Origin of the sequence: Pseudomonas graminis (assembly GCF_900111735.1) — a bacterium.
GTDB classification, from domain to species: domain Bacteria; phylum Pseudomonadota; class Gammaproteobacteria; order Pseudomonadales; family Pseudomonadaceae; genus Aquipseudomonas; species Aquipseudomonas graminis.
Genome location: NZ_FOHW01000014.1, coordinates 89828 through 102440 on the forward strand (window position 1 = coordinate 89828; position 12613 = coordinate 102440).

Sequence of the window (12613 nt, forward strand, 5' to 3'; positions counted from 1 at the left end):
GGGGGGGCGGAAAAGAAGATGTCGGCTGACACAACGCATTCGCGGGCAAGCGCGCTCCTACAGTGGATCTCGACAACGCACGTAATCGCGCTGCGAAATTTTGGGTGAATGCACTGGCCTCTTCCCGGCTGAAGCCGGTCCTAGCCTGCTTCATGTTCAGCTGCGATTAAGTATGCGGGCGCTAACGTTAAGGGAGCGGCCATGAAAGAGCGCGGACCCGCCCTTTGTAAACGCAGGCCTTTGCGAACACATTCGCGAAATCCCGATAGGTGGACGACCTTGAAAAATACACATCCATTGGAAGCAGAGGGTAATTGCTGCGTGCGTCACTACATATTAATGGAGGACTTAGTGTTGTTCCCGGCATGGACGGTGTTGAATCCGCTCAAACTTGAATAAACAGCTTATTGAACAGATGCTGTCTGCCATCGAAATAACAGCGGCCCCACTGTTGATAAACAGGCTTAAATATGAACCCGCACGAACAATTGTCACAACGAGCTGGTACGCCCGAGATCATTGACCCTGACAGCAAAATTCCAAGACAGAATACCTACACTCCACACACATTATTTTCATATTTGAGCGACTAACCTGCGATTCAATGATCCGCCAGAACATGTTTAAGCGACGCTCTTGACCGGCGTTATCCGGCGAAGCTCACATTGCTGATACACCTTGAGCGCTTATAAAAACTGACGATCCGCGCACACCTGTGTCTGCGGCTTCGCATCGCCACATATCGGACTTCACTGGGACGTTCTAATTATGAATGAGGCTTTTCTTCCTTTTTCCCGCCCCAGTATCGGCGATGAAGAAGTGGCAGCCGTCACCCGCGTGCTGCGGTCCGGCTGGATCACCACGGGCCCGGAGTGTCAGCAGCTGGAAACGCAGTTCGCCGAGCGGGTCGGTGCACGGCACGCGGTGGCGGTTTCGTCCGCGACAGGCGCCATGCACATCGCCCTGCTCGCGCTGGGCGTTGGCCCCGGCGATGAAGTTATCACGCCCTCGCAGACCTGGGTCTCGACGGCCAACATGATCTGCCTGCTGGGGGCAACGCCGGTGTTTGTCGACGTTGACCGGGACACCTTGATGACCGACGCCGAGCTGATCGAACAGGCCATTACCCCGCGTACAAAAGCCATCGTTCCGGTGCATTACGCCGGCGCCGCCTGCGACCTCGACCCGATTTACGCGCTGGCCGACCGCCACGGCATCGCGGTCATCGAAGACGCCGCCCACGCGGCAGGCACGGGCTACAAGGGCCAGCCGGTGGGCAGCCGCGGCACGGCGATCTTTTCCTTCCATGCCATTAAAAACATGACCTGCGCAGAAGGCGCGATGTTCGTCACCGATCACGCCGTGCTGGCCGACCGGGTGCGCCAGCTGAAATTCCACGGCCTCGGCGTCGATGCCTACGATCGCCTGACCCTGGGCCGCAAACCCCAGGCTGAAGTCATCGAGCCCGGCTTCAAATACAACCTGGCGGACATCAACGCCAGCATCGCCCTCGTACAATTGCACCGGCTGGATCACATCAACGAGAAGCGCCGTCGGCTGGCCAGCCACTACCTGGACCGACTGGCGGGCAGCCCGGTGATACCGCTCTCTCAGCCCGTGTACCCGCAGCACCACGCCTGGCATCTGTTCATTTTGCGCATCGACCCCGAGCGCTGCGGGCTCGACCGCGACGGTTTCATGAAAGCGCTGCAAGAGCAGCGCATCGGCACCGGCATTCACTTCATCGCCACTCACCTGCACCGGTATTACCGACAGCGTTTCCCGGACGTGCATTTGCCGAACACCGAGTGGAATTCGTCGCGGCTGTGTTCGATTCCGCTGTTCCCCGACATGACCCGCGACGACGTCGAGCGGGTGGTCGGGGCCATTGAATCCATCGTGGGAGCGCCGCGTTGAAAGCCTTTCCCATCAATTGCGTGTCCATCGTCATCCCGGTCTACAACGAGCAAGAGAGCCTGCCCGAATTGCTGCGCCGCACGGAGGCCGCCTGCGCCCTGCTCGGCCATGCCTTTGAAATCGTGCTGGTGGACGATGGCAGCCGGGATGACTCGGCCGAACTGCTTCAGCAGGCGGCGGAGCGTGAGGGCAGCCATGTGGTGGCGGTCATTCTCAACCGCAATTACGGCCAGCACGCCGCGATCATGGCCGGCTTCGAGCAGTGCAAAGGCGATGTGGTGATCACCCTGGACGCCGACCTGCAGAACCCGCCCGAAGAAATACCGCGTCTGGTGCGACTTGCCGAACAGGGTTACGACGTGGTCGGCACGGTGCGCAATCATCGGCAGGACTCCGCCTGGCGGCGCTGGCCGTCGAAACTCATCAACCTGGCCGTGCAGCGCTCCACCGGCGTGGCGATGAATGACTACGGCTGCATGCTCCGCGCGTACCGGCGCAACATCGTCGACGCCATGCTCGCCTGCCGGGAACGCAGCACCTTCATCCCGATTCTGGCCAACAGCTTCGCCCGGCACACCACGGAAATCCTGGTCGAGCACGCCGAGCGCGAGCACGGCGATTCCAAGTACAGCCCCATGCGCCTGATCAACCTGATGTTCGACCTGATCACCTGCATGACCACTACGCCCCTGCGTCTGCTGAGCATCGTCGGTGTCGGCATGGCCATCCTGGGCGTGCTGTTCGCCCTCGCGCTGGTTGTCCTGCGTCTGATCTTCGGCGCGCCGTGGGCCGGGCACGGCACCTTCGTCCTGTTTGCGGTGCTGTTCGTGTTCACCGGCGGCCAGTTCATCGGCATGGGCCTGCTCGGCGAATACCTCGGCCGCATGTACAGCGACGTGCGCGCAAGGCCGCGCTTCTTCATTGAAAAGGTCGTGCGCGGCTCCCCCGTAACAGCGCTCGATACTGCCCAGTCTGCTGCCCCCTCTTCTGCCCCCGCTTACGCCCACAAGGTCGCACCATGAACAAGAAAGCTGTCGTTTTTGCTTACCACGATATTGGCTGCGTTGGCTTGCAGGCACTGCTCGACGCCGGTTATGAGATCGTGGCGGTGTTCACCCACGCCGACGACCCGAAGGAGAAAACCTTTTTCGGTTCGGTGGCGCAGCTGTGCGCGCAGCACGGGATTCCCGTCCACGCGCCGGAAGACCCCAATCACCCGCTGTGGCTTGAGCGCATCGCCCGGCTCGAACCCGATTTCATCTTCTCCTTCTACTACCGCCAACTGCTCGGTGAACCGCTGCTGGCCTGCGCGAAAGACGGCGCGTTCAACCTGCATGGCTCACTGCTGCCCAAGTACCGGGGCCGGGCGCCGGCCAACTGGGTGCTGGTGAACGGCGAAAGCGAAACCGGCGTGACCTTGCACCAGATGGTCAAGCGCGCCGACGCAGGGCCGATCGTGGCGCAACAGCGGATCTCGATCAGCCCGACTGAAACGGCCCTGACCCTGCACGGCAAGTTACGTGAAACCGCCGCGGACCTGCTCTCGGAAACCCTGCCGTTGCTCGCTCAAGGCCGGTTGTCGGGCACACCTCAGGATGAATCTGCCGCCACCTGTTACGGCCGGCGCACCGCCGCCGACGGCTTGATCGACTGGTCGCTGCCGGCAACCCGTCTGGGCAATCTGGTTCGGGCAGTGACCCAGCCCTATCCCGGCGCTTTCTGCCCGGTGGGTGAGCACAAACTGATTGTCTGGGCCGCCCGCCCAGAGACCGGCTACACCGGCGAAGCGCCCGGCACGGTGCTCGGTTGCGAGCCGTTGCGCATTGCCTGCGGCGAAGGCTCGCTGGTGATCCATGCCGGCCAGCGTGGCGACGACGGTCTTTACCTGAGCGGCGCGCAACTGGCCCGAGAGTTCGGTCTGGTGGAGGGCTCGCGCTTGCAGGGCATGGACCCGCGCCGCTCGGTCCGACGCACCCGCGTACTGATCCTCGGGGTCAACGGCTTCATCGGCAATCACTTGTCCGAACGTTTGCTGCAAGACGACCGCTATGAAATCTATGGCATGGACATCGGCTCGGACGCTATCGAACGCCTGCGCGCCAGGCCGAACTTCCACTTCATCGAAGGCGACATCAGCATCCACTCCGAATGGATCGAGTACCACATCAAGAAGTGCGACGTGGTGCTGCCGCTGGTGGCGATCGCGACGCCCATCGAATACACGCGCAACCCGCTGCGGGTGTTCGAGCTGGACTTCGAAGAAAACCTGAAAATCGTCCGCTACTGCGTCAAGTACAACAAGCGCGTGATCTTCCCGTCGACCTCTGAGGTGTATGGCATGTGCCAGGACGCCAGCTTCGACGAAGACACCTCGAATCTGGTGGTCGGGCCGATCAACAAACAACGCTGGATCTATTCGGTGTCCAAGCAGTTGCTGGACCGGGTGATCTGGGCCTACGGGCAGAAGGGTTTGCAGTTCACCCTGTTTCGCCCGTTCAACTGGATGGGGCCACGGCTGGACCGCCTGGACTCCGCGCGCATCGGCAGCTCCCGGGCCATCACTCAGCTGATTCTGCACCTGGTCGAGGGCACGCCGATTCGACTGGTGGACGGCGGCGCGCAGAAGCGCTGCTTCACCGACGTCGTCGACGGCATCGAAGCCCTGGCGCGGATCATCGAAAACAAGGGCGGGCTCTGCAACGGCCAGATCATCAACATCGGCAACCCCGAAAACGAAGCCAGCATTCGCCAACTGGGTACCGAGTTGCTGCGTCAGTTCGAAGCCCACCCGCTGCGCCACAACTTCCCGCCCTTCGCCGGTTTCCGTGAAGTCGAGAGCCAGTCGTTTTACGGCAAGGGCTATCAGGACGTCAGCCATCGCAAGCCGAGCATCGACAACGCAAAACGGCTGATCGGCTGGACGCCGACCATCGAACTGAGTGAAACCATCGGCAAGACCCTGGACTTCTTCCTCCGGGAAGCCATGGCCGAGAAGGCGGAACTGAACGTGACTACCGGCGCACGCGGCTGATGAAGGCCGGACTGCGCATCGACGTCGACACCTGGCGCGGCACCCGTGACGGCGTGCCGCGTTTGCTGGACCTGCTCGACGAAGCGCAGGTCAAGGCGACGTTTTTCTTCAGTGTTGGTCCGGACAACATGGGTCGCCATCTGTGGCGTCTCGCACGGCCGCAGTTCCTCTGGAAAATGCTGCGTTCGCGAGCGGCGAGCCTGTACGGCTGGGACATTCTCCTGGCGGGCACCGCGTGGCCCGGCAAACCCATCGGTCGCGATCTCGGGCCGCTGATGCGCCGGGCCCGGGACGCCGGTCATGAAGTGGGCTTGCACGCTTGGGATCACCACGGCTGGCAGGCCAATGCCGGGCGCTGGAGCGAAGCCGAGCTGACCGATCAGATCCAGCGCGGCGTTGACGTGTTGAACGACATCCTCGGCCACCCAGTGACCTGCTCCGCCGCCGCCGGCTGGCGCGCCGATGAACGCGTGGTGCAGGCGAAGGAGGCATTCGGTTTTCGCTACAACAGCGACTGCCGGGGCACGTCGATATTCCGGCCGGTGCTGGCCGATGGCGCGCTGGGCACGCCGCAGATTCCGGTGGACCTGCCGACTTACGACGAACTGGTTTCGCCACAGCTCGACGCCAAAGGCTTCAACGACGACATCCTAGGGCGGTTCGCGGCCTGGAAGCTGAACGTCTACACCGTTCACGCCGAGGTCGAAGGCATTGTCATGGCCCCTGGGTTCCGCGCGTTGTTGGGCGAGGCGAAAAACCAGGGCATCCAGTTTCAGCCCCTCGGCGCGATGTTGCCGGACAGGCAGGATCAGCTGCCTGCAGGCCACTTGATGCGTGGAGCGCTGCGCGGTCGCGAAGGCTGGCTGGGGGTGCAGCGATGATCAAAGCCAAACATCGCAACATCGCCCTGCTGGTGCTGGCCTTCGCCGTGTTCTATCTGCTGCCGTTGGGGTCCCACGGATTGTGGATTCCCGATGAAACCCGCTACGCGCAGATCAGTCAGGAAATGCTGCACAGCGGTCACTGGGCGGCGCCGCATTTCATGGGCCTGCGTTATTTCGAGAAACCCGCTGCGGGCTATTGGCTGATTGCCGTGGGGCAAGCCATCTTTGGTGAAAACCTGTTTGGCGTGCGCATCGTCTCAGCGCTGAGCACCGGTCTGAGTGTGATGCTCGCTTACTGGCTGGCTGCGCGGATGTGGAACGACCCGCGCAAGAGTTTCGCCAGTGCGCTGCTGTTCATGAGCTTCGCGTTTATTGCCGGGCAAGCCGGTTACGCCAACCTCGATCCTCAGTTCACCTTGTGGGCGAACCTGACGCTGGTGGGGTTCTGGTGCGCCATTCACAGCAGCGGGCGTGCGCGACTGGGCGCCTGGGCGCTGATCGGCCTGGCCTGCGCCATGGGCTTCATGACCAAGGGATTTCTGGCCTGGGCGCTGCCGGTGATGGTCGCCCTGCCCTACATGCTCTGGCAGCGGCGTCTGGGTGAACTGCTTCGCTATGGGCCGCTGGCGGTGTTGATTGCCATCCTGGTGAGCCTGCCGTGGGTGCTCGCGGTGCATGGGCAGGAACCCGACTTCTGGCGGTTCTTCTTCTGGCACGAGCACATCCGGCGCTTTGCAGGCAATGATGCCCAACACGCCGAACCCTGGTGGTTTTACCTGCCACTGCTGGTGGTGTCCTGCCTGCCATGGGCCGCCTTGCTGCCGGCCACGTTCCGCCAGGCCTGGCAGCGCATGCGTCGCCCTGAAACCGGCTTTCTCCTCATCTGGCTGCTGGTGCCGCTGGCGTTTCTCAGCCTCAGCAACGGCAAGCTGCCGACTTACATTCTGCCGTGCCTGCTGCCGATGGCGCTGTTGATGGCCGACGCGCTTATCGAGCGCCTGAATAAAGCCCAGCTCACCGCCTTGCGCGTCAATGGCTGGCTGAACGCGGCGGCCGGGTTGATCGGGCTAATGGCGCTGGTGTACCTGCAACTCAAGCATCCGGTGTATGACCACGAGCCGGTGAGCCTGCTGCTGGCGATCATGGTGCTGGGCGGCTGGTGTGCGAGCAATGCCCTGCAAGGCATTCGCCCGATGAAGTATTGGGCCGCACCGGCACTGGGCAGCTGGCTGCTGGTGGCGTTGTTGCCGGCTGCCCTGCCCTATGACGTGGTGCATAACAAGACGCCTGACCAGTTTGTGCTTGCCCATCAAGCGCAACTGGCGGCCAGCACGCACTTGCTGAGCAATGATCTGGGCGCGGCGTCGGCACTGGCGTGGCGCCTGAACAGAACCGACGTGTCGTTTTTCAACACCTGGAACGAACTGGATTACGGCCTGGCGTATCCCCACGCGACAGGCCGCGAAGTGACCCTGAAAAGGATCAACACCTGGATGACCAAAGCCCGCAGCGAGGGTCAGGTCGGGGTGGTCATGCGCGGCAGAACCGACGAGGAACTGCGCGAACTCGAGTTGCTGCCCAAGGACGCCGAGCGCTACGACGAGGGCAACCTGATCATCCTCATTTACGGGAAGTCAGCGCCATGACCTGGCTGCTGCTGTTGGCCACCTGCGGGCTGACGTGCCTGGGCCAGGTCGCGCAGAAGTGCGCGGTGGAGCGCTGGCGCGGCACGTTTCCCGGCGTGTTCGTTGCGGCGCGCTCGTTCTGGTTGTGGCTGGCCGTGGGTTGTCTGGGATTGGGCCTCATCGGATGGCTGCTGGTGTTGCAGCGTCTGGACGTCGGCATCGCTTACCCGATGCTGGGCCTGAACGTGGTGCTGATCACCCTGGCCAGCCGCTTTGTTTTCAAGGAGTCCACCGACGCCGTCCATTGGTTGGGCGTCGCGTTGATTCTGGCTGGCGTCGTGCTGCTGGGGCGTCAGGCGTGAGCCGGTCAGGCTTGAGGCGCATGGCAACGGCGTGGGCGATGTGCAGCGTGGCGCTGGTCAGCGCAGCGCAGTTGGGTATGCGCTGGGGCATGAGCCGTCTGCCCTCGCCAGAGTTGTGGCTGGACCCGGCAGTGCCGGTGCAGATAGCGCTTGGCGCGGTGCTGGTGATTGCTGCCGCGATCATTGCGTATGGCCTGTCGATGCTCGCCTGGCTGCTGGCACTGCGCGATCTGCCCCTCAGTCGCGCCTACTCCCTGCTCAGCGTCAGCTACGGGCTGGTGTATGCCCTCGCCGCGGCGCTGCCATTTTTCCATGAGACGTTCACGGTATCGAAAACTTTGGGCGTCATCCTGATCGTGATGGGCGTGCTGACCATCAACCTTCGGCGCATTTCCAGCACACCTTCACAGGGCTTTCCTCAATGAAAATCAGCGTTTTCGGTAGCGGGTATGTCGGTCTGGTGCAAGCAACCGTGCTTGCTGAAGTGGGTCACGACGTGGTCTGCATGGACATCGATCAGGCCAAGGTCGAGCAGTTGCGGCAGGGTCAGGTGCATATTTTCGAACCGGGGCTGGCCGGCCTGGTGCGCGAGAACCTGGAGAACAAGCGCCTGCAGTTCACCACTGACACACAACGCGCGGTCGAGCACGCCGATGTGCTGTTCATCGCCGTCGGCACGCCGTCCCGCGATGACGGCTCGGCAGACCTGACGGGGTTTTTCGCCGTCGGTGATGCCATCGCGACGTACCGTTCGGAGCCTCTGATCATCGTCGAGAAGTCAACGGTGCCGGTGGGCAGTGGCGACGCGTTGCGCGGTCATATCGACAAGGCGCTGCGCCAGGCCGGTCGCTTGCTGCAGTTCGATATCGTCTCCAATCCCGAGTTTCTCAAAGAGGGTTCAGCGGTCAACGACTGCCGGCGCCCGGACCGGATCGTCATCGGCTGCGACAGCGATGCCGTGCGCAAAGTGATGCGCGAGTTGTACGCGCCGTTCAACCGCAACCATGACCGGATCATGTTCATGGACCTGCGCAGCGCCGAGCTGACCAAGTACGCGGCCAACTGCATGCTGGCCACCAAGATCAGCTTCATCAACCAGATCGCCGAACTGGCCGAGCATCTGGGCGCCGACGTGGAGTCGGTCCGGCTGGGCATCGGCGCAGATTCACGGATCGGTTACGACTTCATCTATCCCGGCTGCGGTTATGGCGGCTCGTGTTTCGGCAAGGACATTCGCGCCTTGATCCACAGCGCCCGGGAAGCCCATTGCTCCAACGACCTGCTGGCGGTGGTCGAGGCGATCAATGAGCGGCAGAAGAACAAGCTGTTCGAGCGGGTCAAGGCGTTCTACGAGGGTGATCTGCGCGGCAAGACATTCGCGCTGTGGGGCCTGGCGTTCAAGCCGAACACCGACGACATGCGCGACGCGCCGAGCCGGGTGCTGATGGAAGCCTTGTGGGACGCCGGCGCCACCGTGCGCGCGTTCGACCCCGAGGCCATGCAGGAGACGCAGCGTCTTTACGGCAACCGCAGGGATTTGATTTTGATGGGTACGCCGGAGTCGACGTTGAACGACGCAGACGCGCTGATCATCTGCACCGAATGGCAACAGTTCAAGGCCCCGGATTTCGAGCTTATCCAGCAACGCCTCGCCGCGCCGGTGATCTTCGACGGCCGCAACCTGTACGACACAGAACGCCTGGCCCAGAACGGATTTCACTACTTCCCGATCGGGCGCGGGGAATCCTGCGAACTGCCGATCCCGCAAAAGCAGTGGATGCCATTCAAAAACGTGGCGGGTGGGGTGATGGTGTAGCGGCCGACGCCTTCCCGGCTAAAGCCGGTCCCACCATTGTGTCCGGCACCGCCCCCGCAGAATGCAAGCGATGCTTCTTAGTGAGACCGGCACCGCCCCCGCGGAATGCACGCGATGCCTCTTAGTGGGACCGGCTTTAGCCGGGAAGAGGCCCGTTTTTTCACCATCAATTTCGCAGCGTGACGCCTGACGCCTTCCCGGCTAAAGCCGGTCCCACAATTGTGTTCGGCGCCGGCGCCGCAGAATGCACGCGATGCTTTTTAGTGGGACCGGCTTTAGCCGGGAAGAGGCCCGTTTGTTCACCATCAATTTCGCAGCGTGACGCCTGACGCCTTCCCGGCTAAAGCCGGTCCCACCATTGTGTCCAGCGCCGGCCCCGCAGAATGCACGCGATGCTTCTTAGTGGGACCGGCTTTAGCCGGGAAGAGGCCCGTTTGTTCACCATCAATTTCGCAGCGTGCCCACTGACGCCTTCCCGGCTGAAGCCGGTCGTACCATTGTGTCCGGCGCCGGTCCCACGAGTTCTTCACACCCCCCAAACCAATTTTTGACAATCGCGGCCCTACTATCCCGCCACTGTCGCGAGGGTGGAATCACTAATATGCTGGTTGTTGAAGATCTGGTGCTGGATACCGGGAAATACAGGGCGTTCCGCGCGGACAAACACCTCAAACTCAACCCCACCAACATCGACATCCTGGCGCTGCTGATGCTAAGAAGTCCGGCGATTGTCAGCAAGGAAGAGATCGCCAAAATGCTTTGGGGCGAACAAGGCACTCACAAGAGCACCGGCCTCGGCACTCGCGTGCATCAAATCAGAAAAGTGGTCGATGACGGTTTTGCGTATCCGCTGGTTCATACGGTGTACGGCGTCGGCTATCAACTTTGTAAATAGCCGCACACCTCGGCTTAATTACCACCCTTTATCGCCAACTGCTTCCAGTCTTCGGGATTAAGCACGCCTCGGATAACAGGCCGACTCCGCTTATCCAGCGATATAAACACCGCACTGTCGTATTCGCTTATTTCGGCATGGGGATACCCCTGCTGGCTTTCTATCTGGCCGATACAACCGCTGTGGGTCACCACCACCAGATTACGGTCGTCTGCCTTGTGCGCCATGACTTGACCCAGGTTCATCTTCTCGCAATCAAACAACCAGTCCTGAGACGCGACGGGATGGCCAAACAGGGCCGCGGCGGTCTGCGCCGTGCGTGTGGACGGGCTGGCGAGGATATCGGTCTGCGCCAACCCCAACTGACTGAGCGAACGCCCCACTTCTGCCGACACCTGGCTGCCATTGCGGGTGATCCCGTCCTTCGGGCCAAGACACTCATTGTCTGAACGGTCGCAGCGCTCGCCATGGCGGACCAGCACCACCACCTCGCCTTTCTTCCAGCTGTCATAAAGCCCCGCTCTGTTCATGTTCTCACCGCTGGCGAGAGCAATGGGCGAACGCGGCCAGTAGGTGTAACCCGTCAACAACAGCAGCGACACGACAATCGCACCAGCGGTTAATAGAACACGGTATTTTTTGGCGTTTTTGAATAAATTACCCGCCCTGTGTACGGGCGGGACATTGACGTGTTCGCGCATAGTGTTGCTCCGACTGTTCAGTCCATCGGCAGATGGAAGTCTGCGTCATTGAATGGCAACAAGCGTAAACAGCGATGCATGACTGTTTGGTTAACGGCACGTGAAAAAAACAGTGATTATTAAAAGTCGTTCACGTTCCAAAAGTGGCCAGGAAAGGCACGTAACTGTCCTGATGTAACTCCCCCCTTACACACCGCGCCATCTCTTGATTGAAAGTCCCGAAAAAGCCATACACATGAATGCAGTTTTCACATTGTCTTCACTGCCGGTTGACCTGCCAGCGCGTAAGTTCAGTCAGCGCCCCGCAATACCCCGGGGAAGTTTATGAACCACACTCATCGGGACAGTAAGCGTGCCAAACGAACGATCAAACTTTTACGCGTGGAACCTGGGTTTGCCGATCGCCATCGCCCTGGCGATATTCGTGGTCTTCGACCTCACCTCCCTGGACGAGGTCATCAGCAACTGGCTGTATTACCCCAACCACGAATTCCCGTTTGGCCATAATCGACTGTTCGAAAACCTGACCCACCGTTGGCCGCGGATCATTCCCGACCTCACGGGTGAAGCGGCCATCATCGGGTCGATCCTGTCGTTCATCTGGCCGCTATTAAAACCGGGACGGGACGACCGGCTACTGACTGCGCTTGAGAGGTTGCGTATCGCCCCGCTGCTGCGTTTCACCGCTCGCCACCGCCGGGACTTCCTGTTCATCGTCGTGTCGTTCGCCGTCATCACCGGCATGATCCATTTCTTCAAAAGCCACACCAGCATCTATTGCCCGGTCGAAACCACGCTGTACGGCGGGGCCATGGAGAAAAAGGAATGGTTCGAGAATTTCCGCATGTTCCATGAAGCCGGCCCCGGTCGCTGCTGGCCGGGCGGACACGCGTCGGGCGGCTTCACCATGGTCGCCCTGTACTTCGTCGCGCGCCGTTACCAATGGCGCCATGCGAGGGCGATCCTCTACGCTTCGATGGTCCTGGGTGCCATTTACGGTACGACGCGCGTCCTGCAGGGCTGGCATTTCATGTCGCATACCTTCTGGGCTGGCGTCATTGTGTGGATCAGCGCGCTGCTCACCGCCCTCGCCTTTTATGGCTGGCGGCAACTTGCACCCTCTACCGAAGCAACCCCTTCCGCATTCGCGGCCGTCGCTCGATAGGCCACACAGCCCCCCGCATTACTGTCACACTGGCGACCGCCGACCAAGATGATGGCTCAGGGCTATACTTGCGTTGAGCTCAAGCGGTCCCAGTGACGAACGTGCCATCTGCTGCCGACGCGGCAGCGCTGGCTGCGTACTCTCTGCCGTACATCCAGTCGCAGAAATCCATTTTATCGTCCCAAGTCCATCCTTTTTCGAATGACAGCGTCGAGAA

The 12613-nt window shown here is 61.3% G+C and carries 10 protein-coding genes and 1 pseudogene; 10 read left to right on the forward strand and 1 reads right to left on the reverse strand.

Annotation, left to right across the window (positions count from 1 at the left end):
* The first annotated feature begins 768 nt into the window (after window positions 1-768).
* From arnB to BMY98_RS12760, 9 genes and pseudogenes are all read left to right on the forward strand, one after another.
* On the forward strand, window positions 769-1917 hold the full coding sequence (arnB, locus tag BMY98_RS12720) for a UDP-4-amino-4-deoxy-L-arabinose aminotransferase (RefSeq protein ID WP_074889584.1): 1149 nt from the start codon (window positions 769-771) through the stop codon (window positions 1915-1917).
* Window positions 1914-2939, forward strand: coding sequence for an undecaprenyl-phosphate 4-deoxy-4-formamido-L-arabinose transferase (gene arnC, locus BMY98_RS12725; RefSeq protein ID WP_074889587.1), 1026 nt, complete (start codon window positions 1914-1916; stop codon window positions 2937-2939). Before arnB ends, arnC begins: the two co-directional genes overlap by 4 nt.
* Entirely contained in the window at window positions 2936-4948 is a 2013-nt protein-coding gene (gene arnA / locus BMY98_RS12730; RefSeq protein WP_074889590.1) for a bifunctional UDP-4-amino-4-deoxy-L-arabinose formyltransferase/UDP-glucuronic acid oxidase ArnA, read from the forward strand. Before arnC ends, arnA begins: the two co-directional genes overlap by 4 nt.
* On the forward strand, window positions 4948-5829 hold the full coding sequence (arnD, locus tag BMY98_RS12735; protein WP_074889593.1) for a 4-deoxy-4-formamido-L-arabinose-phosphoundecaprenol deformylase: 882 nt from the start codon (window positions 4948-4950) through the stop codon (window positions 5827-5829). The genes arnA and arnD overlap by 1 nt, the downstream gene beginning before the upstream one ends.
* Window positions 5826-7478: a lipid IV(A) 4-amino-4-deoxy-L-arabinosyltransferase gene (gene arnT, locus BMY98_RS12740; RefSeq protein WP_074889596.1), complete on the forward strand. Its 1653-nt coding sequence runs from the start codon at window positions 5826-5828 to the stop codon at window positions 7476-7478. The genes arnD and arnT overlap by 4 nt, the downstream gene beginning before the upstream one ends.
* Entirely contained in the window at window positions 7475-7819 is a 345-nt protein-coding gene (locus BMY98_RS12745; protein ID WP_074889599.1) for a DMT family transporter, read from the forward strand. The genes arnT and BMY98_RS12745 overlap by 4 nt, the downstream gene beginning before the upstream one ends.
* 38 nt (window positions 7820-7857) lie before the next feature.
* Window positions 7858-8263, forward strand: a pseudogene (arnF, locus tag BMY98_RS12750) (4-amino-4-deoxy-L-arabinose-phosphoundecaprenol flippase subunit ArnF).
* Window positions 8241-9635, forward strand: a complete 1395-nt coding sequence (locus BMY98_RS12755) for a UDP-glucose dehydrogenase family protein (protein ID WP_074889604.1) — start codon at window positions 8241-8243, stop codon at window positions 9633-9635. Before arnF ends, BMY98_RS12755 begins: the two are co-directional and overlap by 23 nt.
* 601 nt (window positions 9636-10236) lie before the next feature.
* Window positions 10237-10530, forward strand: coding sequence for a winged helix-turn-helix domain-containing protein (locus BMY98_RS12760; RefSeq protein WP_074889606.1), 294 nt, complete (start codon window positions 10237-10239; stop codon window positions 10528-10530).
* A 14-nt stretch (window positions 10531-10544) separates the two neighbouring features.
* Here BMY98_RS12760 and pmrG read toward each other — a convergent pair whose 3' ends face one another.
* Complete coding sequence (pmrG, locus tag BMY98_RS12765) at window positions 10545-11231, reverse strand: lipopolysaccharide core heptose(II)-phosphate phosphatase PmrG (protein ID WP_083398780.1); 687 nt, start codon at window positions 11229-11231, stop codon at window positions 10545-10547.
* Window positions 11232-11583: 352 nt separating this feature from the next.
* Between pmrG and BMY98_RS12770 the strand changes: the two genes are divergently transcribed.
* A complete protein-coding gene (locus BMY98_RS12770; protein WP_074889609.1) occupies window positions 11584-12396 on the forward strand; it encodes a phosphatase PAP2 family protein in 813 nt (270 codons plus the stop codon).
* The last annotated feature ends 217 nt before the right edge of the window (window positions 12397-12613 follow it).